Below are 24,057 nucleotides of genomic sequence, written 5' to 3'. Positions count from 1 at the left end.
GCAAGAAATCAATTTTCCAAAAATCGATTTCTTGCGCTTTTAAGTTTTGTCATTATGATGGATCTAAATCATCGGACAATAAAGCTAATTGTTGCTCCACTTCCTGTAATAATGCTAGTTTTGCTTGAAGCTGCTTTTCAACATAGACCGATTGAGCGAAAAGCTGCTGCATATGGCTTTCGAGTGTGGAGAGTGAATCGTCAGGTAGGGTAGTGGATTCTTCCGCTTCATATTTGGCTAGCTGATTTTGTATTGTATTAGCGGCTCGTTCAAGTTTGTTTGTAGTGGCTGTTAGTTGGCGTGTTGTTTGCTCCATAAATATATCTAGCCTTTGTTCGATTTTTGCTATTGTTGAGTCTTTGACAGTAGATGCCTGCTGGAATTGATTTTTTGATGCAGCTAATTGTTTATTGAGCGCTCGGAGTTTCTTTTTTTCCTCTAACAAGGATGAAATTTGCATAATTTTCTTTCTGCGCTCAATTTTTAAAGCTTGGATTGTTTGTTTATAAAGCAAAGCCTGTTGCTGCCATTCCTTTTCTTTTTTCTTTAATTCGAAGGCTAGCCCCTTTTTCTCTTCTTGTAACTGCTTATTTTCCTGCTCTAATTCAATAATTTTTGCGGATTCCTGCGTGTTCATTGTATCTTGATATTTTTCTAATTCTTCCTCTAACAAACGAATTGTTTGCTCAAGCTCGGATATATTTTCATTCTCCACTATATGCCTCCTTTTCTGACAAGTTAGCTAATAACCGTTCAAACTGCTGCTGTTGCTGTGCAATGAGCCTATCAAGCTCGGTAGCTACGTCTTGTACCTCTACTAATGGGGGAGGAGAGCTTTGTAACAGATGCTGAAGCACGGTTTGCAGCGTGTCTTTTTCTAAATACATAAAGCTTGCATCTCCGCGCTGCTGTACTTTATCAGAAATTATTTTTTTCATATTATGTTGGGTCATTATGTGCATTCGCCCCTTCCTCTGCATATCCTACACTACAAATGTCTAATGGATTTATCACTGGGCTTCCTTCAGGCATCTCGTCGCAGTATGTCCAGCCTTCTAAAAGCCCGAAATATGGCTTTTGATGTGTCCAAGTAAGCTGGAAATGTGGGAAAATAATCATTTCCTTTGGCGCAATAATCGTTTTATTAACTGGTTTAAACCAAAGCTCATGCTTGCTTTTGACATCTTTAAAACGTTCCCATATAAGCTGCTCACGAAATGCTTGCTTCATTTGACCGACAATATATTTCCCTGAAAAAGCGAAGGGTGCATCTTTATGTAGTCGTAAATAGATAGATGGATTCGTAATAGGTTGTTCGCCAGTATTCCAAATATGGTAGGAGCCCAAGCAAAAATTTTCTTGCTCTGGGTCATGTGAGAGTGTCATAGCGTAGGTGAAATAGCTGATAAATTGTACTTCTTTAGCCAAAGCTTTTTGCTCAAGCTGTTGTTGAACGGCGTTTATATAATTAGTCGTTTGTTGCTCCAATTGCTTTATTTTTTCTATAATTTTCAAATAATTACCTCCTTACATGAAAGAAAGAGAGGACAGAAGCCTCTCTTTACAATATGTTGAAGAAAGTATTAATAGCACTATTAACAGTGATGTGGGAAGATGTTTCCACATTTTTGCGGGCGAACTGCTGGTGAGCAAGCGCTATGGAAATCTGCTCGAGGCTCGCAGTACTCTGCTAAGAATTCAACCGTTACTGGGAAAGTAGATTGAATGCTTTGGCAAACCGTCACATTTAAAGATAAGTTAGTAAATGTGATTGTTGGTGTACCGCCTACAGGGAAGTCTGCTGTTGCAGTACCTGTTGAACATACGAAACAATCTAAATCTGTGTATGTTACTTGAACTTCTGTACCTTTAGGTGCGCATAACGTAACGTGCTCGCAGCGAGAAACGTTGAATGGTGCACTTTCAAACATCATACAGTTAGCTGTTTTAACTACGATTGTAACGATGAAGTTTTTTCGAATCGTTAATTGTTGTAGCGTAACAGTTCTTCCTGCAAGTGTAACTTGACGATTTTCACGACTTAAAATAACAACAGGGTTTGATGTGTCCGGCACTACTCGACATTGGATTGACGCAGTTGTTAAATCAATACCTGCTGGTAGTGTTGGGAAAGCAATAGCTCCCGTTGGCGTAAGCTCGAAAGTAAGCTCTTTAACGATCCAATCGTATACTTTGTCGACATTGATACAAATTAGCTCGCGTACTTGCGATGACATTTTTTCTTGCATATTTTGTTGACACCTCCATATAAGTTTTTTTCTTTCGTTTGTATCATATGACGCGCTAACAGTAGTATATAGGCATTCAAAATGGGCTGTAATAGACTTACTGAAAACAAGTACATTACTCTAGTCACATCTATTGATGATTGCAATAAAATACGGTATAAAGTGAAACTTCAACTGGTGCATTTCGACTGGTTGTTGGTCTTTACAAATAGAAAGGAGGATAGCGAATGAACGACTATAGTCAAGGTACACAACATGATTTTGAAGCGCTTCGTATGAAAATTGCAGCATGTAAAGAGAAGCTGGAACAAGCGCAAAATAATAATGCAAAAGCGCAATTGCAACAAATGAAACAACGAATCGCAAATTTAAAAAGTCAGTTGCAAAAACCTAAAGAATTTGTGGATACAGAGGAAAGCTTAGAGGAATATATACCGAATTTTAACGAACAGGCTGAACAATTAATGATGTATAAGTTAAAACAAATGAATGGTCGACAAATAGATAATGATCAAGAGCTTTCTTATCGACAATTGCAGCAACTATTACATCCTAAAAAGATTAGGGAAAAGGTGAATATGGAAATAAGTAGTCAGGAAAATGTGGTGTTAGGGACGAAGCATTTTAATGAGCATTATTTCCAATCCGTCTACACATACCCAAGCAATGTGCATAACGGCTTATATCGCAATGCACATAGAGCCATGGTTTTAAAAGATGTAGGGGAATCATTTGTTCCACAAAATAATGAAAAGCCATTGATACAGCAACAAGCCCCAGTTCCACAGCAGGTAGCAGTTGAAGTACCAAAAAATACTGAAACAGCAGAAATAATGAATCAGGGATTGTTAATTGAAGAAATGATGACATTTGAAGAAATGGATGTCAGACAACAAGAAGCTTCGGTTCTTCAGACAGAGGATGTTAATGTTGAAGAAGCGAAGGTAATGCAACCAGAAGCTATGGTTCATCAAATAGAGGACATTGAAGAGGTGGATGTCATACAACAAGAAGCTGAATCTATGAGCATTCAGTCAGAAGATATTGACATTGAAGAAATGGAGATAATACAACAAGAAGCCGAATCTGTGAACCTCCAAATACAAGAGGTTACTATTGAGGAAGTAGAGGTGTTTGTTTCAGAAAATGAAAATAATACATTAAATGCAGAGCCACTGAATGAAATTGCTCCACTCGAAACAGTAGGAGTAACTGCATCTCACGAACAATATGAATCATCAAACAAGGAAACACCAAACCCGAAGAAAAAAGGGAAATACGCAGCATTCTTGGATTTTTTCAGAAAAAAATGATTAAAACCAACTTGGCTAACTCTAATCCAAATTTTTTTGAGCTAAGTGGAAGTTAATCTTAAGCCGTCAATACACGCGTCACCGATTAACTGACCTGCGTCGCGCAGGCTCATTTTCAAAAATAGGGCAGCACGACGTTGACCACTCAGACGTTGCGCGTGTAGATGGCGGGGTTTCTCTATTTCACTGGATGTACAAACACCCGATAAAAGTCAAAGAAAAACATCTCACCATAGAGGATTTTTTGCTGAATTAAAATAAAACATGAAAATAGCGTAGTTGTTAGCCCTTCACTCCTTTCTCTCTGTGAATAGGATAAAGACGAAAGGAGGTGGAACAATGACAAATAAATATTTTAAGCGTCACAGAGATTGTGGCTGTTCATCAGGCTCTAAAAACTGCGTATCAAGCGGCCCATTTCAAGCGATTGATGCAGCTTGTATTGTAACACCACCAGGTCCTATTGTTACAAGTGGAGCGATTATTCCGTTTTCTTCTGGTACAGTACCGGCAGTGTTAACAACAATTGCAGGTGGATTAGTTGGTACAGGTAGCTTGATTGGTTTTGGTACATCTGTGACTGGTGTTTCACTAGCTGGAGGTACAATTACACTTCCGACAGGTACACTACCTGCTGTACCAGTAACAGAAGCTTTTTCTATGCCACGCGCAGGCCTATTAACAGCGATTTCAGCGTCTTTTACAGCAACAGTCGCTGCTGCAACAGGAAGCTTTACAGTAACTGCACAAGTTTACCGTGCCCCTGCTGGTAGCACAACTTACACAGCTATACCAGGCGCAAGTGTTACATTGAACCCAGCAATCGTAGGTCCTATAACATTAGCGCAAACAGTGCAAGGAACAGCGACTTTACCTTCAATTCCAGTAGCAGCAGGTGATACATTAGTTATGGTATTCTCTGTAACTGGTCCAGGAGGATTATTGGATACAGCGATTATTACAGGTGCAGCTAGCGCAGGCTTAAATATCGCATAATAAACAAACGCATGGGTAAATGCGGTATATTTTCACGCCTACTAGAGGATAATGAATGATAAGGTCGAACTTCAGTTAGAGGGGACGTGCGAAAATCCCCTCTGATTGTTAGTTTTAATTGAAGCGTAGCTTATTCGTCTGAAGTAGTCATCAAAATATTGCCGTACCAGCGTTTAAAGTATATGCTTAGAAAAGGATTGAAGGAGGGGTCAAATGATTTCATTAATAGTAGCACATGATAAAAATCGAGTAATCGGTTATGAAAATAAGATGCCTTGGCATTTACCTGGTGAGTTAAAGTATTTTAAAGAAATGACGATGGGCAAGCCAATTATTATGGGGCGCAAAACATTTGAATCGATTGGCAAGGCTTTGCCAGGAAGACGTAATATTGTTATTACACGCAATGCATCCTATGGAGCGGAGAATATTGAAGTAGTCACTAACTTAGATGACGCGTTGCAATTAGTGAAGGACGAGCCTGAAATTATGATTATTGGCGGAGAGCAAATTTTCAAGCTAGCATTGGAGGTAGCGGATCGCTTATATATTACAGAAATCGATTATGCCTTTAAAGGAGATACATACTTCCCCGCATACGAGGGCTGGCAGCTTGTCAGCAAACTTGAGCCAGTACAAGCGGAAGAAGGCTATTATTTCACTTATTGTATTTTTGAAAAATAACAGTAGGAGCTGATGAGAAGGAATACTTTTCTCATCAGCTCCTTTTGACTGTCACGGTTTGTTCAAGAAATTCATTTATTCCTTGAACAATTTGTGAAAATGGAAAAAGGGTCTTTTCTTTTTGCTGAAAAGGTGTAGAATACTAATTAAGAAGTTGTTATAAAACAGTTGTTAATATTTTGTGTCTGTTATAATACTAAAAACTGAATGGAGGATTTTAATATGTGGGTAATTACAGTATTTGAGCAACAGGATGTTCGTATTTTTGAGTACACAAACAAAGAAGAGGCAACAATAGCATTACAAAGCTTTAGCAAAAACGCAGTACTATCTTATACAAAATAATAAAAAAGGAGTAACGGAAAAGCAGATGCTTTCCTGTTACTCCTTTTTTATAATTCTTTAATTAATAAATTGAGATTCATGGGAAAAATATTTGCCATAACTTTAGGTCAACACCATGAAAATTGTAAATTGGATGAAAGGAAGTGGAAGATAACCCCTCACTCTTCTTCTAGCCATACTTGATTATTTAAAATCATTGCGTTGATTTGCTCTTCACTAACGGCTCCATCTTTCTGGTAAAGTAAGTCTAAATAGTGCTTATGGGTATTAAGCGTTCGTTCGATACTACTGGATTGTTTGGAGGCAATCATTTTAGGTCTGTACAATTCATAGATTGTTTTGCCGATTTCAATCACAAAAGCATTTTCCGTCGCTTCCAGAACTGCATAGTGAAATTCTAAATCGATATCGGCTAATTCTTCAGGGCTTAGCTCAGGCTTTAGGCGTTCGATTTGACTAAGATAGATTTCCTCAATTTTTTTAAGATTTTTTTCGGAGCATTTAGTGCGAATAATATTAATCATAAGAATCTCAAAATGTTGCCGAAATTCTATCAATTTTTGTGTATTATTGCTGTGCATAATCAAACTGAAAATTAACGGATTTAAGGAAAAATGAGAAGGATTATTCGTAATAAACATACCTTCACCACGTTTAATATGAATAACGCCAATTGATTCTAGTATTTTTATTGCTTCCCTGACTGGGGTTCTACTAACGCCGAGTTGTTCAACCATTTCGGACTCCGTAGGTAATTTATCGCCAATTTTCAGGGTTCCATTTAATAATTTAGTTTTAATAAGAGAAACGATTTCAGATGATATTTTGTTAGAACTTGTTAGTTTTTCAAATTGCATAGGGTGGTTCCTCCGATTGGTTTACATTCTTTTCTATAGATTATATCGTATAGGCAAAGTTTCGTATAAATTTTATGAAATTCACAATTATCAGAATATTACATTTACAAAGAATGATGGAGGTGTTATCATTTAAATTAAGTACATCATATGTAGTATGTAGTCGATTGGGAAGGAAGTGTTTTGTTTGGAGAAATTCATAATTGCTAATATTCCGGGAGATGGAATTGGGCCAGAAGTGATGGAGGAAGCAATTAAGGTGTTGGGGGCAGTGGAGGAAATTCACGGAAACTTGCATTTTGGAATCGATTCTTTTGATTGGAACTGTAAGCGCTATATCGAAACAGGTCGCATGATGCCTGAGGATGGTCTGGAAACATTGGCTGCCTATGATGCCATTTTATTCGGAGCAGTTGGCTCACCTGAAGTGCCTGACCATATTTCTGTCTGGGAGCTCATCCTGCCAATTCGAAAGCAATTCAATCAATATATCAATTTACGACCAATTAAGCTTCTAAAAGGTGTTGAAAGCCCTTTGGCAAATAAAGGAGTAGAGCATATTGATTTTGTCGTAGTACGTGAAAATACAGAAGGCGAGTATTCAAATAGTGGAGGTCATTTGCATGTTGGTACTCCATATGAGGTCGTTATTCAGAATAGTGTTTTTACAAGAATGGGCAGTGAGCGTGTAATAAAATATGCCTATGAATTGGCAAGAAAAAGAGGATCAAAGCAACTTTCTGTAGCGACGAAATCGAACGCTATTAATTTCTCTATGCCGTTTTGGGATAACATAGTAAAGGAAATTGGCAAAGATTATAAAGACATCGAATCAAAATTTTATCATATTGATGCATTAGTTGCTTTTTTTGTAGCAAAACCAGAAATTTTTGATGTAGTAGTTGGAAGTAATTTATTTGGTGATATATTAACAGATTTAGGGGCGGCGATTTCAGGTGGTCTGGGCTTGGCTCCTTCTGGTAACATCAATCCTGAAAAAGAGTATCCTTCGATGTTCGAAGCGATTCATGGTTCGGCTCCAGATATTGCGGGAAAAGGGATAGCAAATCCAATTGCGCAAATTTGGAGTACGAGCCTCATGCTAGAGCATCTCGGTTATCCAGATTTGGCGAAAATCGTTCTCGACTCTATAGAAGAGGTGCTTCTAGAAGGAAAAGTGCGGACGCCAGATTTAGGTGGAAATTCAACCACAAGTGATGTTGGCAATGAAATCACGAGCAAGATACTGAGCCGAAAACAAACGATTAATTAAAGGGAAGGGGATTGTAAAGATGGATACTGGAAAAGTCATTATTGTTACAGGTGCTGGTGGAGGAATGGGAAAAGCAGTAGTCGCTAAGTTGTTAGGCGAGGGCTCTACAATAGTTGGATTGGACATGAACAAGGAGGCAATGAAGGATATTAAGGATTCCAAATTTGTTTCACAGCAAGTAAATTTATTGGATGAAGAACAAGTTCGTGATGTATTTAAGGCAACCTTCAGTAAGTTTGGACGAATTGATGGTTTAGTCAATATTGCGGGAATTGCGCAATCGGCTACATCGATTGGGGATGTTTCACTTGAGCAGTGGAACCGAATTTTGTCAGTCAACGCTACAGGAGTATTTCTGACTTGTAAAGAAGCAGTTCATTATATGAAAAAAGGCGGTTCAGGTGTTATTGTGAATGTTGGCTCTGTGTCAGTAGCAAGACCAAGACCAGGTCTGCAAAGTTATATTGCATCAAAAGGTGCGGTAGAGGCTTTTTCACGGGCTCTTGCTATCGAAGTTTCACCCGACAAAATTCGTGTGAATGTCTTGCACCCTGGCCCAGCAGATACGAATATGCTAGGGCAGTTCTCCTCGGTTAAACAGCAAGAGGGTGGGCTGAATAAAGAGGTGTTCAAAAATAGTGTTCCGCTTGGAGAATTGATTCAGCCGGACGATATTGCTGAAGCAGTCAGTTATCTTGTGTCAGACGGTTCACGAATGGTTACAGGGGCTTCTCTCCATGTTGACGGAGGAAGAGGATTGTAAAGAAGATTCAAGGAGGTGAGGGAAATGAAAAAGATTCCTATGTTAATTGATGGCGAATGGGTCGGAGGAGATTCAGATGAATGGTTGCCTGTTTATAATCCATCTAACGGAGAAATGATTGCAGAAATCGTAAATGCAACGGATAATCAGGTTGAAGAGGCAGTAGCAGCAGCAAGAAGGGCTTTTGAAAGCGCGGAATGGAGAGCGTTCAAGCCTTATGAAAGAGGACAGCTTTTATATGAAATGGCAGCTTTTATCCGAGCAAACAAAGAGCGTTTAAGTCGCTTGGAAACAGAGGATGTTGGAAAGCCACTTTTTCAAGCCGAATCGGATGTAGAAGCAGCGGCGCGTTATTTTGAGTTTTATGCAGGTGCTGCCGATAAAAGTTTTGGAGACAGTATTCCGATTGAAGATGGGCTACTAGATGTGACAGTTCTAGAGCCGATGGGTGTAACATTGCATATTGTACCTTGGAATTATCCGTTGCAAATCATTTCCCGAAGTGTGGCAGCAGCACTGGCCACTGGGAATGCAGTAATTGTAAAGAGCGCAGAAGATACGCCTATGACAGCACACGCACTTACTGAATGGTTTAAAGAAAGTAAACTGCCAAAAGGTATATTTCAGCACATCACAGGAGTTGGTTCTGAAGCTGGGGCAAAACTAGCATCGCATCCTGGAATTAATCAAATTACATTTACAGGGTCAGTAAAAACGGGATCTTCGATTATGCAGGCAGCAGCAAAGAATATTGTGCCTGTAACATTAGAGCTTGGTGGTAAGTCACCGAATATTGTCTACGCGGATGCCAATTTAGAAAAGGCGGCGAATGGTGTATTGAACTCAATTATCCAAAATGCTGGTCAGACCTGTTCCGCAGGCTCACGTCTTTTAGTTGAAGCTCAAATAAAAGATAAGTTTGTGACGATGTTGAAGGAACGGTTCCAAACTTTGAAAATCGGCGCTGGTATAGAAAATCCGGATATGGGACCGATTTTGAATAAGCGCCAATATGAGCAAATCCTGAAAAAATTGGAGCAAGCCAAAAAAGAAGGGCAGATTGTGGTAGGAGGAAATGCTATAACAGTAGCTGGATATGAAGGAGGCTTTTATATTGAGCCAACAATTATCGACGGCTTGAACCATGAGAGTACGATAGCCCAAGAAGAGATTTTTGGTCCTGTTCTTAGTGTGTTCACCTTCCATAATCCAGAAGAGGCAATTCGTTTAGCTAATAGTACCAACTATGGGTTAGTCACTGGTATTTGGACAGCTAATATTGATGTGGCTCATTACACAGCCTCTCGGGTAGAATCAGGACAAGTATTTATCAATAGTTACGGAGCTGCTGGAGGAATCCAAATGCCTTTTGGAGGGTATAAAAAAAGCGGAATTGGTAGAGAAAAAAGCCATCTTGCTTTAATGAACTATCAGCAAATAAAAAATATCGCTATAAAATACGAAATTTAAAAATAAAATAGAAGAGGTGTATTATTATGTCGAAGTATGTTGAAATAGGTTACCCGATTTATGAAGGAATGCCAGTTTATCCAGGTTTACCTGAAGTGCGATTAGAACCGAGAGAGCGTTTGGATAAAGGGGATGACTGGAATGGTAGTGTATTGACTATGTATTTACATGCAGGAACGCATGTTGATGCGCCGCGCCATCATATGAATAACGGTAAGGGGATAGATGCGATTCCAATTGAAGACTTTATTTATCGAAAACCTTTGCTAATCGATTGCCCAGTAGGTCCAAATGGTTTTATTACGGTTGAAAAACTAGAGGAATATGAAGAATTGAAGGAAGCAGATATTTTAATTTTCAACACGGGTCATTGGCAATATAGAAATACCGATTTCGAGAAGTATTCGAACAACTTCCCAGCAGTATCTCCAGAAGCTGCTGAATATATTCGAACGAAATTGCCAAAATGCAAAGCGGTTGCCATTGATACATTGAGTATTGAAAATTTAACGGAAGCGAAAGGAAACGGCTATTTTGTTCATCATGCTTTTTTAGACCATGAAAAATATGAAGAACCAACAATGCTTATTTATGAAGACATCAATCCAGAGCCGTTGATTGGTAAAAAACTGCTTTCTGCTTTCACTGCTCCACTTCGCATCAAAGATCACGATGCATCAATCGTCAATGTCATTGTTGAAGTTGAAGAATAAAAGCTAATTTAAAAATACATGAATGTAAAAAAGTAACTTTTATGAATCCTTGAATGGGTTTATTAAAGTTACTTTTTAATTATGGATGCCGACTAGCATCGCATTAAAATAACATCTGCAAATAATTTTGAGATATGGAGATATTTTAATCGCAGATGAACACTAAAAATAAGCTTAATAAACAGGTCTGTGAAGAAGAAATCTGTTTAAACTAAAATGCTTATAATAGATACTTTTTAATTTTATTATGTCTTTTCGTTTTGCTTTTTTTTTAATCTTAGTGTACTATTTAACTATTACACTAGAACGCGAGGTGAAATGAATGAAAAGCTTTTTAGCATTATTTCAAAAAGAGTGGGTAGTTGTGCGTGGGAATGTCTTTGTATTATTAGTAGTTGGGCCATTATTAGTGCTTGGAGTACCGTATATTATAGATAAAAATGTAGAGACATCTATGGGGCTAAATGAATTAATAATTATGTTTCTGTTTTTTGCAATTTCATTAGGTGTTATGGCTACGCCTACCCAATATATTACAAGCATACGAATGGATGTTAACCGTAAAGAAGTGTGGTTGCATTCACCGCAATCCATTTATTGCCTGCTTGGCGCAAAGGCATTATTCAGTATATGTATGTTTATTATTTTTACATTTGTTGTTTTTTGTAGCGGATTTATCATGGTATCAGCGCAATTGGAATGGCCAATATTTAAAGCGTTTATTGCAAGTATAGCGATGACGATTAGCTTAACAGGCCTACAGCTTTTAATCTTGGCATATATGCATGTTTTTTATATTTTCTATTTACAGCTTAAGTGCTATATTGGCAAGCTAGCGGTGGTCATTACAGTTCCTTTCGCAATTTTTGTTGGCTATATATTAACGAAAATAGAGGATAGTGCATGGTTTCGTGCAATAGTGCAGCATGGCTATATTTCATTAGAGCCAATTGAGAATTATTTACAGCCTTCTAACCATGACGTTTTCTTTTATGTCGGCTCAATTTATTTAGTCCAACTCGTGTTTTATGCCCTTTGTATTACCGTTTTATTTATAGTGAGCTCCAAGTGGCTCGAAAAGGTGGTATCGCAATCATGACGGATTTTACACGCGATAAACCGATTTATAGTCAGTTAGTCGATCGGATTTGCGGAGATATTATAAAAGGACATTTGCGTTTAGGTGATAAGCTGCCATCTGTACGAGAATATGCGGTACAAAGTGGCGTTAATGTCAATACAGTACAACGTGTTTATAAGGAGCTGGAGCTGATGCAATTAACGGAAACGAAAAGAGGGCAAGGAACTTTTATTACTTCTGATGAACAGCGTCTTGACGAGCTGCGAAACAGCATGAAGGAGCAGCTTGCTGAAAGCTTTTTAGCGTCGATTGCATCGTTCGGCTTTACGAAAGAGGAAATGCTACAACTGTTACAACAAAAGGAGTGAGACGTTTGCTACAGCTTTCGAACATTAGCTTTTCATATATAAATAGACCTGTTTTGCAAAATGTATCCTGTGAATTTACGCTCGGTAAAATAATAGGCGTTGTCGGGGAAAATGGTACAGGAAAATCGACATTATTAAAGCTGATAACAGGTATTTTACGACCGACGAAAGGCGACATTACATTAGATGGGAAACGAGTGACGAGAACGACTGCTGCTAATATCGCCTTTTTACCTGATATTGATTTATTTTATGAATTTTATACGGTTGAGCAGCTATTTCGCTTTTACGAAACACAGTTTGCTGATTTTTCATATGAGAAGGCCTCGATTGTTGGTGAATTTTTGCAAATTGAGCGCGGTCGGAAACTGCGTCAATTATCAAAAGGGCAGCGCGGTCGTGTGAAAATGGCAGCAACTTTGGGGCGTGAAGTACCGTTTTATGTAATGGATGAGCCATTTGCCGGATTAGATCCGATGGTGAAGGATTCTTTGATAAAAGGATTAATTCGATTTACGGATATGGAGACGCAGACAATTATTTTATCAACACATGAACTTTATGAGGTAGAACCGATTTTAGACGAGGTATTATTACTGCAGGGTGGACGCATTGTTGCACATGAACAGCTAGAGGTAATTCGTGATGAACATAACCAAGATGCAGTACAGTGGATGAAAGCATTGCATAAAGAGAGGATGAATTAATATGGCGCAACAGCCAATTGTACAGCTACGCAATTTAACGAAAGTTATTCGTGGGAAAAAGCTGATTGATAGTCTTAATTTAGATTTGTATCCAGGGCAAATTACTGGATTTTTAGGGCCGAATGGTGCGGGGAAAACAACGACGATTCGTATGATGACAGGCTTAATGCACCCAACAGAGGGAGAGGTGCTAATTGAGGGGCAGTCACTTCAAGGGCACTATGAGGAAGCGATTAGCAAAGTAGGGGTTATCGTTGAAAATCCTGAGATGTATAAATATATGTCAGGCTATAAAAACTTATTGCATTTTGCACGTATGCATCGTCAAGTTAGCAAAGAACGAATTGATGAGGTTGTGCGTCAAGTTGGACTAGAGAAACGTATCCATGAAAAGGTATCAACTTATTCTTTAGGGATGCGTCAGCGCCTAGGCTTAGCTCAAGCGCTATTGCACCGACCGAAGTTTTTAATTTTAGATGAACCGACAAATGGCTTAGACCCTGCTGGTATTCGTGAATTCCGCACATATTTGCGTAAAATTGCGGCTGAAGAAGGCGTTTCTGTTTTCGTATCGAGCCATTTACTTTCTGAAATAGAGCTAATGTGTGACCGTATTGCGATTATACAAAATGGTCAGTTGATTGATATTAGAGAGATGCATAATGAGGCTGAAACTGTTTATTACGTTGAGGCAGAGCCTTTAGCGAAGGTACAGGAAGTTGCACAGCAGCTACAAATCGAATATATCGTACAGGCGAAGGGCTTGGAGCTTCAAATACCAAAGGAGCAAGTACCACAGCTTGTAAACGAACTTGTTGCACAGCAAGTCAATATTTTTGCTATTCAACCACAGCAAAAAACATTAGAAGAGCAGTTTTTAGAAATGACAGGGGGCGGACAAATTGCTGAATCTCATACAAAATGAATGGATGAAATTATGGCATCAAAAAGCGACATGGGCAATGCTTGGTATTCTAGTTGTCATCATTATCGCATTTAGCGGCTTAAATAAGTACTATGAAGAGCGAGAAACACGTGATTGGCACACAGTAGAAAAAGAACAAATTGAAACGTACACACAAATACTTGCTGAGGAAGATGCTGCATCTAATTCTTATATACAAGATGAAATAACAATTTCTGAATACCGATTAGCGCATGATATCGCACCACCAAATGGTATGACAGTAGCTGATTTTATGGATTTTGGCGTGGATCTCATAACTATAGTTACGCTATTTGCTGTCATTGTAGGTGCAAGTATCGTCTCAAGTGAATTTTCAACTGGAACGATTAAAATGCTATTAACACGCCCAGCTTCACGTGCAAAAATTTTAACTTCAAAGCTTGTTACAACATTTATTTATGGTCTTTTTATGCTTGCGGTTAATTTTGCATTAGTATGGATCGTCGCATTCATTTTATTTAATGGAAATACAGGTACTTTACTAGAGGTTGTAAATGGTCAAGTGCAAGAGGTGAATGTTTGGAAAAATCTAATGGAGGTTTCAAGTTTATCAGCAGGTAATTTTATTATGTCCGTACTCTTTGCCTTCTTGATAGGCTCTGTGTTCCGCTCAAGTGCTTTAGCAATTGGTCTTACAATGTTTTTATCCTTTATGGGCGGGATGGTTGTCATGCTTTTGAGCAAATACTCATTTGCTAAATATATTTGGCTCGCACATACGGACTTAACGCAGTACGCTAATGGTGGTCAGCATATGCTAACTGGCGTTACAATGCCATTCTCTATTACAGTTTTAGCAGTGTACGCACTCATTTTCCTTGTGATTAGCTACTGGTCATTTATGAAGCGTGATGTAACGGCTTAGGTATGGGTTGTTTTATTTATGGCTGATTTTTTGGAGAAAGTACAACGCTTTTTGAACTGGCTTGGCTGCCAAAAATAAGTACAGATATAACATTCAATTCTTTTGCTAGTACTTGTATTATGGAATTCTGTAAATTTGAAATAAACGCGAGAAAATAGCAAGCCTCCACTTTAACTAGCATTTATGCAAAGTGGAGGCTTTAGTTTGCTGTGCAATCACTTTGCTTGTAAATTTCTGTTTATTTTTTATTTCAAATCAAGGTTTATTGCATAATTTTGATAAAAATAATTTGATTTTCTATACTTGCTTTAAAATAAAATTATTGCATACTCAATGTACCATCCAGACTCTAAACTTGGGATTTTATCTACATAGAATAGATCCCTGTATTTTTTTATATTCCAGCTTTGCTTAGTTTCCATCTTTCGACCAGTTGATGTTGGTAAAAGGTCGGACAATTCTTTAGGAACAAATCCATATCCAAAATCTGTTTGTGTAATCTTTTTAAGAATAATATAAAAAATCATGTCTGTTTATATATTTGGTACTATGTTTATTGATTTTGTATATTAGTTATTTGTTATACATAACATAATGGGAAATACCTATTTTTAACAGAGATTACGACGGAATATTACAAATTTATAAATGTATAAATCCTTTTTTCGCTATATTTTTATGTTTAAAATACATATTTTATGTGATAATCACTAATATTTTATCGAATTTAGGAAGTATAGTAAAAAATAAACTTGTTTTATATATTTTTGATAAAAGTCGATTTATCACTAATTTTGCAGAACGAAAAGTCCAGATTTTTTTTAATATATATACTAGAATATGAATTAAGAAATTGTGCAATTTCCATAAATAAAACTAAGGGGGGTACATATAAGATGAACAAGAAAATTTTTAGTGCAATCGTATTATCGTCAATGTTAGTTTCTAATGCTGTAATTCCTTTTGAAGCAAGTGCAAGTACAGATTTGGTTGAAACGACAAACGAAAGTTGGAAAAAATCAGTTTCAAACAGTCTTCAAAACTATTTAGATATTAAAATAACTAATGGATTTTCAGAACTTCAAGGTTATGAAATCGGAAAAATATTGAAACTGAAAGACAAAACAGCAAAAGAAACCAAGTATTATGTTTCAGTGGTTGATAGCAATAAAGAAACGCTTGGATATGCTGTTTTAGATGGCAGTAACAACTATGAAGTTATTGAATTCGGCTTAGGGAAAGAAGAACCATTAAAAAATGTCAATCATAATGTATCTTATTTTGGTCCATTGTCTTATGCTGAGGACGTTGGAAATGGAAAATTACAAGATTTAATATTAAACCAAGAGTTTGATAAACAGACCCTATTTAATAATTTAGAAGCCTATGATGCAGAGCTATCTACAGATGAGTTTGAGGTTTCTCCTGCGACTATCATAAATTATGCATACAAATATATTAATAATGTTCCCGATTATCAACAGTCTAATAATCCTTCAATGAATAATGACTGTGTGCCGACTGCTGGTGCTACCATAATAATGTATTGGGATGCAAACGGCTACCCTAATTTAAGTTCATCAAATAATTGGCTTAATGTAGCAGATAGATTGGGTGTTTTGATGAGCCATAACAATTCGTCCGGAGTGAATAGTTCAAATGTGACATCTGGAATGAAATCTTATTTTAATGAAAAAGGTTATACAGGTTTTAGTGTATCTCGTGATACTTCACCTACTTTTACGGATGTTGGAAATATTATTAATGCAGGTCATCCATCTCTTTTACGATTGGATAATTATAAAACTATTGACCCTGGCGTTAGTGGAGGACATATGGTAACGCTTGTTGGTTATGAAACTTATTATGATACATCGACATCATCTTGGTATCAACAATTTATTGTACATGATAATTGGGCTTTAACGGGAACGCAAGTTTGGCTAAAATGGTCGAGTGAACCTGTTACAGATATTTGGGAAGTGTCCAATTAAAAAGACTTAGGCTATACAACTCAAAAAAGTGCCTGAAACATTAGTTTCTAGCACTTTTTCTAATTGCACAAAGGTTCTGATATGATATTTATTCCCAGATGCTTCATTAGTAAATTAATTTGTTTACCTTGAAGTTTTCTCTCTATCAAAGATATCTTCTAGGCTTTTTTTATCTGATGGATTGAATATACCTGGCGTATAATTCGGTACTTCCCCGATAGAACCAACTATTTCTCCTTCATATTCATATATAATTAGGCGGAGATTATCTCCCTCAGGGTTTTTCTCTTTTAACTCATACGTAGTTATATTTAGTTCTTTCCCTATATAATTTTCAATAAATGTTATATTAGAGGATTTATAGTTTTCGATAGTTTCTGGTGCTGGCTCCACCACAATTTGTTCACTTGCATTAAATGATTTAATTGTCCATCCTAAATTTTCTATATAGGCAAGATGTTCTTTGTCAATATTTTCATTAGTACAGGCAACTAGGAAAAATGTAAAACTTAAAATAATCATTAATTTCTTTATAAGTATCCCTCCCTTTTTATTAAAGAACCTGTTAACTATATCCATTATAACAAAATGAAAGAATGTAAACAAATGTCAACTTATAAATCTAAGGGACTTCAATATTGCAGCTTCAAGCAGTGAAATGACACGACTATTTAATCGTAATAAGCAATCAATGTACCTCATTAATTAGCTACTGGTCATTTACAAAACGTGATGTGATGGCTTAGGTGAGCTGTGAGCAAAAAAATTGTCATATGTCGATATCGTCAAGTAAGCTAATTGGTAATAATAATTTGTTTGAAATGTGCTATTTTCGGATACATTATTATCATTATTGAAGCAATTGATATGGAGGCAATTATTATGAACATTGTAGCAATCGTAGGTAGTTTACGTGAGGCATCATACAACATGATGCTAGCAAAATTTATTCAAAAGCGTTATGCAGAAAAAGTAACAGTGGATATTTTAACATTACATGATATTCCAATGTATAACCAAGATGAAGAGCACAATCCAACACAAGCAGTTGTTGATTTTAAGGCGAAGGTAAAGGCTGCGGATGCAGTACTTTGGGTGACGCCAGAATATAATTCATCAATTCCAGGTGTTTTAAGTAATGCAATTGATTGGCTATCACGAGTTGATCGAGTAATGGTTGGCAAACCATCATTCATCATGGGTGCATCGATGGGCGTTTTAGGAACGGTAAAAGCACAAATGCATTTACGTGATATTTTATTTGCGCCAGGCTTAGGATCACCAGTGCTACAAGGTAACGAAGTGTATGTCGGCGCAGCACATACGAAATTTGACGAAGCTGGCAACTTAACAGATGAAGGCACGATTCAATTTTTAGATAAAGTAATGGATAATTTTATCCATTGGGTACAATAATTAAGTGAAAACAGCGGGGGATATTTATCCTCCGCTGTTTGTTGTTTCCCCCCAATTGAGATGTCTTGGTTTTACCTACTATTTTAAAGTTGTGAGATAAAAAACATTTAAAGTTAATGAGGTAGCCAAGGTAATTTTGCATAGGGAGAATGATGGGATGAAAAGATGGTGTTTGTTGGTAGGTTTAATAAAGGAAAAATCTAGTTTTCACATTGGATAAAGTGAAAGAGCCGATGACTGCGTTAGAAATTGTGATAGCGATTGATTAGTTGAAGAGCTTCTTGTTTAAAGAGCTGATGGTCTTATCTATCAGCTCTTTTTAACCTAATGATATTTACCTTCATGCTTTAAAACAGGTACTATTGCTAAAGAAATCACTAATGAGATAACAGGGAAAATGATATTCCAAGATGTGTAACTCATTTCGAGCTCAGGATAATAGCTTTTCATATACCAAGTTTCGTATAAAAGATTCAAAAGCAACGTGATTAAAGGTGCGACTAGCACTTTTTTAGTGAAAAAAGATACTAATAGTCCGATTCCAATTACTATAACTGGAACAATAATCAACTGCATTACAAAAGGGTCTAATAAATCGACAAATTTCATAACATTTCTCCTCGGTTTAATAACGGGTACTATTGCTAGAGAAATCACTAATAAATCTATCTTTATGTGTATAAAATAAATATAATAGAATTTCTCTCTTTTTATTCTTCAAATGATAGATTCGTTGGTTCCTCTAAAAGGTGGTTTTCAAAACTAATATTGGTTGAAGGGGTGTCTTTATCTACTATTTCAAAGCTAAGTCCATCCAACCAAACTTCTCCTTTTCCTGTTAATAAAATACCGAACGATATAGTTGCACTGTTTTCCGGAACATCAAGTACGATAGAATATTTATTCCAATTATTTGTGCCAAGTATGGGTCTGTCACTCATATTATCAAATTGTAAAATATCCTCGGTGGCACTATCAACTCGCATCCATAATCCCGAAAATTGTTTTACATTATTTGTTTTTATAAAGCCTGAAAGTTTAACTCGTTGACCTTTAAATGAGTTAGCCTTGAATTGTTGCATCATTGTTGCAAATTCATCTTTATCCTGAACAGTTTTTGACTTTAAATAGCCCGATGCCTTTCCTTGATGCACATTCGTTTGATCAATTCCTATTTCATAATTATACGGATGGCTTCCACTCATGAACCAGCCTTTAATTTTCTCTTCCATTATTGCTTCCTCCTTGCTTTTTTTCATCATGCCCATTACTTTTCTGTATTGTCCTGGTGGTAAACCATACAACTTTTTAAATGCTCGAGTAAAGGATTCCTGTGACTCAAATTGATAATAGAATGCTAAATCAATAATTCTTTCATCGGTATTGAGAAGTGTACTAGCCGCATTTGTAAGTCGTCTCATTCGGATATACTCTGAGACAGACATTCCAACAGAGGATTGAAAAATTCTGTGAAAATGATACTTTGAAAATCCTGTAACTTCATCAATGTCATTTGCAGATATTTGTTCATGTAAATGCGATTCGACCCAAGTTATTGTTTTTTGAATAACCCATTCATATTTCAACGGTATTCACCTTCCTTACATGTACAATCATAAAGAACGCTTAGGAATAAGTTTTGATTTTTTTTGCGATGTTTTGCTAAGGAGGGATATTTCGTAAATTATCTTAATTTAATCCTTACTTTCCTACTACGTATGTTTTTAATAAAGCAAGTCGTTCTCGCAACCTCGATTTTGCCTCGACTGATTTCGGTGTCTTGGCTGCAAGTACATCCGCCTCTAAGCCAACAGTTTCCGCTAAAAATTTTGCGCGCTGTAAATGATAGTCGTTGGAAACAATCGTGATTTTTGAAACATTTTCAGGCAGTAGCTCCTTTGAAAAAAGCAGATTTTCATATGTAGAAGTAGAAGCTTCCTCAAGCAAGATGCGCTCTACTGCGATGCCTTTGTTACTTAAATATTCTGCCATAACAGATGCCTCTGTTGCGGGCTCATCCTTTCCTTGACCACCCGAAACAATGACTTGTACATGCGGGTATTTCTGCAAATAATCGGCCGCCACTTCCAGTCTGTTTCGCAATGAAAGGGAAGGTTCGCCTGTATGACGCACTTTTGCACCAAGAATAATGACATAATCGTTTGTGCCGTTTGCTGTTGGAGAAGCACCTTTATCAATTTCATTGCCTAAAAAATAGTAGCCTGCTCCGCAAATGACAATGATAGCTGCTGTAATTGCAATCCACTTTTTCATGTTATCACCTCATATACAATGTAACGACTGGAGAAGATAAAAGGATTCAAGTCTAGCACAAAAAATAGATTATCTATTGGAAAGATGCACAAATAGTGTTAGGATGATTAGTGACAATAATTTGCAGGGGGACGCTTTTCGCGTTGAGAAGGTTAAAACCTGACCCTTAGAACCTGTTCAGTTAACACTGGCGTAGGGAGCAAAGTACACGGTAACAATTTTTCCTTGTATTTGAAGCTCTCTATTTTTAGGGAGCTTTTTTGTCGACTATTAGAGTTATATTTGGAAAAGAGGTTATAAACGATGACTATAAATAAAATTCGGCAGAAGCACCCGCTTATTCATTGCATTACGAACTATGTAGTGGCAAATTTTACAGCGAATGGACTTTTAGCCATTGGCGCTTCGCCAGTAATGGCAGATGAAGTGAGCGAAGTTGAAGAAATGACATCCATAGCGAATGGCTTACTTATAAATATTGGCACATTAAATCAATCGAAAGTACCTGCAATGCTAGTGGCAGGAAAAGCGGCAAATAAGCATGGCGTTCCTGTTGTATTAGACCCTGTAGGAGTTGGGGCAACTAGTTATAGGAGGCAAGTTATTCAAGATTTATTGCAGCAAGTGCAGTTCAAATTAATTCGCTGCAATGAAGGAGAGCTCGCTGCCATCGCTGGTGTAGCGTGGCAATCAAAAGGTGTTGATAGCGGGCAAGGAAATATTGATACGATTTCTGTAGCGCGAGAAGTCGCAGAAAAATATGGTACAATTGTAATTGTAACAGGAGCAACTGATATCGTAACAGATGGGACAGTTGTGAAAAAAGTATCGGGTGGTCATGAGCGCATGACACATGTTACAGGCTCAGGCTGTTTATTAAGCGCACTTTGTACTGCTGCATTGGCAGTGGAAGGAGAGCCAGTTGCTAATTTGGCATCACTTTTACAAACGTATAAGAAAATTGCAGAGGACGCGGAGCGCAATTCTACTTATATTGGTTCATTCCAAGTGGAAATAGTAAATGGCTTAGAAAAATATTCGAAAGGCTGATGACAGTGAATATTGTAATGACAATTGCAGGCTCTGATAGTAGTGGTGGAGCAGGCATACAGGCAGATTTAAAAACATTTCAGGAGCTAGGTGTTTACGGCACATCTGCAATTACTGCGTTAACAGCGCAAAATACGCTTGGAGTAGCAGATATTTTAGCAGCTTCACCTGAATTTATCGTCGCACAGATGAATGCGGTTTTTGAAGATTTACAAGTAACGGCTGTGAAAACGGGGATGCTGTTTTCCGCAGAAATTATTGAAGCGGTTACAGCAGAGTTACAAAAGCACAGCGTACAGCTCGTTGTGGACCCGGTTATGATTGCAAAAGGTGGCGCAAGCTTGCTAAAGCAAGAGGCAATTTATGCATTAAAAACGAAGCTACTACCAATTGCAACTGTTCTTACGCCAAACATTCCAGAGGCTGAAGAAATAACAGGCATTCGTATTGAAACAGTTGCAGATATTGAAACCGCTGCAAAGCAAATTTTAGAGCTTGGTGTGCAATGTGTTGTGATGAAAGGTGGTCATTTAGAAGGCGAGGAAGCAGTGGATATGGTCTTTTTTGCTGATGGTACCTTCTTTGCAATGAGCAGTGAGCGCATCGACACGAAGCATACGCATGGTACAGGCTGCACATTTTCAGCAGCATTAACAGCGTTTTTAGGAAAAGGCTATGCTTTACGCGAGGCGATTATTGAGGCGAAGCATTTTATTCAAGCAGCCATTTCACATCCATTAAATATTGGCAATGGACATGGACCGACGAATCATTTTGCCTATCGTAAAGCGCAAATGAAAGGTCAGGTGAAATTGCATTGAAACGCGAGGAGTTAGCTGTTTATTTCATCATGGGTACAGTAAACTGTCAGCGCGATCCACTCGTTATTTTAGAGGAAGCATTGCAGGCAGGTGTAACCATTTTTCAATTGCGTGAAAAGGGAGAAGGAGCACTAGAAGGCGAAGCATTATTAGAGTTTGCTAAGCGCTGTCAGGCACTTTGTCGCACATATAATGTTCCTTTTATTGTCAATGATAATATCGAGCTTGCATTAGCTATTGATGCAGACGGTGTACATGTTGGTCAGGACGATATAGAGCTAGGGAAAATTCGTCAGCAGCTAGCAAATAAAATAATCGGTGTATCTGTTCATAATGCAGCAGAAATGCAATTAGCTGTAGCGGGTGAGGCTGATTATGTTGGCATAGGTCCGATTTTTGCAACCGCTTCAAAAGCGGACGCAAAAGAGCCAGCTGGCGTTACATTTTTAGCTGAGGCAAGAGCTACATACCCTGAGTTTCCAATCGTTGCTATTGGCGGCATCACACCAGAGCGTACGGCGCAAGTGCTAGCAGCAGGTGCAGATGGTGTAGCGGTTATTTCAGCTATTTGCCAAAGTGCAAATATAGCGCAAACGATCAAGGACTTTAAGCAGTAAAATAAAGCTATTGTTATTGAGAATCAAAAAACTAGAGAAGCCAGTGCTTTTGGCTAGCCCTCCTTTTCGGCTAAAAGGAGGGCTTTAATATTAACAGCCTTATCAAAATTAGTGTTCTTTTTTTCCTCTATTTATATTAAAATGGAAATATTGATGGTGGGAAGGCGTGGAACTATGAAGAAAAATATAATTCTTGTAGTGATAATGGCTGGTCTATTATTATTAAGTGTAGGCTGTTCATCTGAAGCAGGAGGTATTACAATTGAACCAAAAACCGATTCGGATTATACACGTACATTTTCGGAGCTGAATTTAGGGCAGCTTTGGGATTTTGATTTTTATTTACCTGAAGCAAATCATCGATCAGTTCATCTATGGGTTGAAAAATATAGCGATGGTAAAAAGGATGAGCAGTTCGAAGCCAGCTTAACATATGGAAATAGTCCAACTGATGAAGAAAAAGGTCGTCTAGGCTTGGGCTTAATAAATGGAGAAATGGCGTCTCTATTTCTTTATGGACCAGGTGTAAAATCACAGCCACAAATTGCAGCAAGCTTTAAGCTAAATGAAGGATTAAGCGCATGGCATTATGCCTTTGATAAGAAGCAAACATTGGAGCTTGGCACGCCATATGTATTAGCCGCATTTCGACAAACGATGGATAATACATTGCGATCAGGATATGATTTAACAAACGAAGAAGAAATTCAGCAAATGCTTGAAGACGACACAAATGTTTTACTATTAAAAATAAAAATCGAGGAAAATAAAAAATGATTGTAAAACAGGCAATATTTGAAGAAGCACAGCAAGTTGCATTGCTCGCACAAAAGCTCTGGCCAGACAACGAAGTGAGTAGTCTGAAAATTGAAATAGAGGAGCTTTTGCAAAAGGACGATGCATTGGTTGTGCTAGCATATGATGCGGAGCGCGCAATTGGCTTTGCACAATGTCAATTACGCTACGACTATGTAGAAGGGACAGAAACAAGTCCTGTTGGTTATTTAGAAGGGGTATATGTAGAGGAAGAAGCGCGCCTGCAAGGTGTTGCCAAAAACTTAATTGCGGCATGTGAAGAATGGGCTCACAAGCAAGGATGTGTAGAATTTGCAAGCGATTGTGAGCTAAATAATGAAGAAAGCCTTAAAATGCATTTGCAACTAGGCTTTATCGAAGCAAATCGCATTATTTGTTTTACTAAAAAAATTTAGTACCCGATAGAGAGTAGGAAAAG

Annotated in this window: 29 protein-coding genes and 1 riboswitch; of the genes, 20 read left to right on the top strand and 9 right to left on the bottom strand. The window is 37.6% G+C overall.

Annotated elements, in window-relative coordinates; genetic code table 11:
- Positions 1–52: 52 nt before the first annotated feature.
- The 4 genes from TY13_RS06385 to TY13_RS06370 all read right to left on the bottom strand — a co-directional run bounded on the left by TY13_RS06385 (position 53) and on the right by TY13_RS06370 (position 2,249).
- Entirely contained in the window at positions 53–715 is a 663-nt protein-coding gene (locus TY13_RS06385) for a coiled-coil domain-containing protein (protein ID WP_042473259.1), read from the bottom strand.
- Complete coding sequence (locus tag TY13_RS06380; protein ID WP_042473256.1) at positions 705–953, bottom strand: hypothetical protein; 249 nt, start codon at positions 951–953, stop codon at positions 705–707. The genes TY13_RS06385 and TY13_RS06380 overlap by 11 nt, the downstream gene beginning before the upstream one ends.
- Positions 940–1,515 (bottom strand): hypothetical protein, encoded by a 576-nt coding sequence (locus TY13_RS06375; RefSeq protein WP_042473254.1) that lies wholly within the window; start codon positions 1,513–1,515, stop codon positions 940–942. The genes TY13_RS06380 and TY13_RS06375 overlap by 14 nt, the downstream gene beginning before the upstream one ends.
- Positions 1,516–1,595: 80 nt before the next feature.
- Positions 1,596–2,249 (bottom strand): BMQ_0737 family morphogenetic spore coat protein, encoded by a 654-nt coding sequence (locus tag TY13_RS06370; protein WP_042473251.1) that lies wholly within the window; start codon positions 2,247–2,249, stop codon positions 1,596–1,598.
- A 227-nt stretch (positions 2,250–2,476) separates the two neighbouring features.
- On the opposite strand from TY13_RS06370, the gene TY13_RS06365 reads away from it, so the two are divergent.
- From TY13_RS06365 to TY13_RS21110, 4 genes are all read left to right on the top strand, one after another.
- Complete coding sequence (locus TY13_RS06365) at positions 2,477–3,562, top strand: hypothetical protein (RefSeq protein ID WP_042473247.1); 1,086 nt, start codon at positions 2,477–2,479, stop codon at positions 3,560–3,562.
- A 339-nt stretch (positions 3,563–3,901) separates the two neighbouring features.
- Entirely contained in the window at positions 3,902–4,558 is a 657-nt protein-coding gene (locus tag TY13_RS06360; RefSeq protein WP_042473245.1) for an exosporium glycoprotein BclB-related protein, read from the top strand.
- Between the two features lie 213 nt (positions 4,559–4,771).
- On the top strand, positions 4,772–5,242 hold the full coding sequence (locus tag TY13_RS06355) for a dihydrofolate reductase (protein ID WP_042473242.1): 471 nt from the start codon (positions 4,772–4,774) through the stop codon (positions 5,240–5,242).
- A gap of 222 nt (positions 5,243–5,464) precedes the next feature.
- Positions 5,465–5,587 (top strand): hypothetical protein, encoded by a 123-nt coding sequence (locus tag TY13_RS21110; RefSeq protein WP_268258003.1) that lies wholly within the window; start codon positions 5,465–5,467, stop codon positions 5,585–5,587.
- A 158-nt stretch (positions 5,588–5,745) separates the two neighbouring features.
- On the opposite strand, the gene TY13_RS06350 is transcribed toward TY13_RS21110, so the two are convergent.
- On the bottom strand, positions 5,746–6,444 hold the full coding sequence (locus TY13_RS06350) for a FadR/GntR family transcriptional regulator (RefSeq protein ID WP_042473239.1): 699 nt from the start codon (positions 6,442–6,444) through the stop codon (positions 5,746–5,748).
- Between the two features lie 187 nt (positions 6,445–6,631).
- Between TY13_RS06350 and TY13_RS06345 the strand changes: the two genes are divergently transcribed.
- From TY13_RS06345 to TY13_RS06300, 10 genes are all read left to right on the top strand, one after another.
- Positions 6,632–7,717, top strand: coding sequence for a tartrate dehydrogenase (locus tag TY13_RS06345; RefSeq protein WP_074432937.1), 1,086 nt, complete (start codon positions 6,632–6,634; stop codon positions 7,715–7,717).
- Between the two features lie 19 nt (positions 7,718–7,736).
- Positions 7,737–8,480, top strand: a complete 744-nt coding sequence (locus TY13_RS06340) for an SDR family NAD(P)-dependent oxidoreductase (protein ID WP_042473236.1) — start codon at positions 7,737–7,739, stop codon at positions 8,478–8,480.
- Between the two features lie 24 nt (positions 8,481–8,504).
- Positions 8,505–9,950 (top strand): aldehyde dehydrogenase family protein, encoded by a 1,446-nt coding sequence (locus TY13_RS06335; protein ID WP_042473234.1) that lies wholly within the window; start codon positions 8,505–8,507, stop codon positions 9,948–9,950.
- 26 nt (positions 9,951–9,976) lie between these two features.
- Positions 9,977–10,663, top strand: coding sequence for a cyclase family protein (locus TY13_RS06330; RefSeq protein WP_042473232.1), 687 nt, complete (start codon positions 9,977–9,979; stop codon positions 10,661–10,663).
- 322 nt (positions 10,664–10,985) lie between these two features.
- Complete coding sequence (locus TY13_RS06325; RefSeq protein ID WP_042473230.1) at positions 10,986–11,762, top strand: hypothetical protein; 777 nt, start codon at positions 10,986–10,988, stop codon at positions 11,760–11,762.
- A complete protein-coding gene (locus TY13_RS06320; protein WP_154661570.1) occupies positions 11,756–12,112 on the top strand; it encodes a GntR family transcriptional regulator in 357 nt (118 codons plus the stop codon). The genes TY13_RS06325 and TY13_RS06320 overlap by 7 nt, the downstream gene beginning before the upstream one ends.
- Positions 12,109–12,819, top strand: a complete 711-nt coding sequence (locus TY13_RS06315) for an ATP-binding cassette domain-containing protein (RefSeq protein WP_407637707.1) — start codon at positions 12,109–12,111, stop codon at positions 12,817–12,819. The genes TY13_RS06320 and TY13_RS06315 overlap by 4 nt, the downstream gene beginning before the upstream one ends.
- A 1-nt stretch (position 12,820) precedes the next feature.
- On the top strand, positions 12,821–13,744 hold the full coding sequence (locus tag TY13_RS06310; protein WP_042473221.1) for an ABC transporter ATP-binding protein: 924 nt from the start codon (positions 12,821–12,823) through the stop codon (positions 13,742–13,744).
- Entirely contained in the window at positions 13,722–14,651 is a 930-nt protein-coding gene (locus tag TY13_RS06305) for an ABC transporter permease (RefSeq protein WP_052344243.1), read from the top strand. The genes TY13_RS06310 and TY13_RS06305 overlap by 23 nt, the downstream gene beginning before the upstream one ends.
- 896 nt (positions 14,652–15,547) lie before the next feature.
- The gene (locus tag TY13_RS06300; RefSeq protein ID WP_042473219.1) at positions 15,548–16,645 is read left to right on the top strand and encodes a C39 family peptidase; all 1,098 of its coding nucleotides are present in this window, start codon (positions 15,548–15,550) and stop codon (positions 16,643–16,645) included.
- A gap of 123 nt (positions 16,646–16,768) precedes the next feature.
- On the opposite strand, the gene TY13_RS06295 is transcribed toward TY13_RS06300, so the two are convergent.
- On the bottom strand, positions 16,769–17,167 hold the full coding sequence (locus TY13_RS06295; RefSeq protein ID WP_042473216.1) for a DUF4830 domain-containing protein: 399 nt from the start codon (positions 17,165–17,167) through the stop codon (positions 16,769–16,771).
- Between the two features lie 360 nt (positions 17,168–17,527).
- Here TY13_RS06295 and TY13_RS06290 point away from each other — a divergent pair, with 360 nt between their 5' ends.
- Positions 17,528–18,061 carry an NADPH-dependent FMN reductase gene (locus TY13_RS06290; protein ID WP_042473214.1) on the top strand — a complete coding sequence of 178 codons (534 nt, stop codon included), beginning with the start codon at positions 17,528–17,530 and terminating at the stop codon, positions 18,059–18,061.
- 324 nt (positions 18,062–18,385) lie between these two features.
- Here the strand turns inward: TY13_RS06290 and TY13_RS06285 are convergent, their stop codons facing one another.
- The 3 genes from TY13_RS06285 to TY13_RS06275 all read right to left on the bottom strand — a co-directional run bounded on the left by TY13_RS06285 (position 18,386) and on the right by TY13_RS06275 (position 20,335).
- Positions 18,386–18,670, bottom strand: coding sequence for a hypothetical protein (locus TY13_RS06285; protein ID WP_042473212.1), 285 nt, complete (start codon positions 18,668–18,670; stop codon positions 18,386–18,388).
- A 101-nt stretch (positions 18,671–18,771) separates the two neighbouring features.
- Complete coding sequence (locus TY13_RS06280; protein ID WP_042473209.1) at positions 18,772–19,647, bottom strand: helix-turn-helix transcriptional regulator; 876 nt, start codon at positions 19,645–19,647, stop codon at positions 18,772–18,774.
- A gap of 115 nt (positions 19,648–19,762) precedes the next feature.
- A complete protein-coding gene (locus tag TY13_RS06275; protein WP_042473207.1) occupies positions 19,763–20,335 on the bottom strand; it encodes a YdcF family protein in 573 nt (190 codons plus the stop codon).
- Between the two features lie 115 nt (positions 20,336–20,450).
- A riboswitch (TPP riboswitch) is annotated at positions 20,451–20,551 on the top strand.
- 87 nt (positions 20,552–20,638) lie between these two features.
- Between TY13_RS06275 and thiM the strand changes: the two genes are divergently transcribed.
- The 5 genes from thiM (at position 20,639) to aac(6') (ending at position 24,034) form a co-directional block, all read left to right on the top strand.
- Positions 20,639–21,385: a hydroxyethylthiazole kinase gene (gene thiM, locus TY13_RS06270; protein WP_042473205.1), complete on the top strand. Its 747-nt coding sequence runs from the start codon at positions 20,639–20,641 to the stop codon at positions 21,383–21,385.
- A 5-nt stretch (positions 21,386–21,390) separates the two neighbouring features.
- Positions 21,391–22,206, top strand: a complete 816-nt coding sequence (gene thiD / locus TY13_RS06265; RefSeq protein WP_195891669.1) for a bifunctional hydroxymethylpyrimidine kinase/phosphomethylpyrimidine kinase — start codon at positions 21,391–21,393, stop codon at positions 22,204–22,206.
- Positions 22,203–22,823, top strand: coding sequence for a thiamine phosphate synthase (gene thiE / locus TY13_RS06260; RefSeq protein WP_074432936.1), 621 nt, complete (start codon positions 22,203–22,205; stop codon positions 22,821–22,823). The genes thiD and thiE overlap by 4 nt, the downstream gene beginning before the upstream one ends.
- 174 nt (positions 22,824–22,997) lie before the next feature.
- A complete protein-coding gene (locus TY13_RS06255) occupies positions 22,998–23,600 on the top strand; it encodes a hypothetical protein (protein ID WP_042473203.1) in 603 nt (200 codons plus the stop codon).
- Positions 23,600–24,034: an aminoglycoside 6'-N-acetyltransferase gene (aac(6'), locus tag TY13_RS06250; RefSeq protein ID WP_042474177.1), complete on the top strand. Its 435-nt coding sequence runs from the start codon at positions 23,600–23,602 to the stop codon at positions 24,032–24,034. The genes TY13_RS06255 and aac(6') overlap by 1 nt, the downstream gene beginning before the upstream one ends.
- Positions 24,035–24,057: the final 23 nt, after the last annotated feature.

Origin of the sequence: Bacillus ndiopicus (genome assembly GCF_000612805.1) — a bacterium.
Classification (GTDB): domain Bacteria; phylum Bacillota; class Bacilli; order Bacillales_A; family Planococcaceae; genus Metasolibacillus; species Metasolibacillus ndiopicus.
The sequence above is the reverse complement of the archived record's forward strand: the minus strand, read 5'-3'. Positions and strand labels throughout refer to the sequence as shown.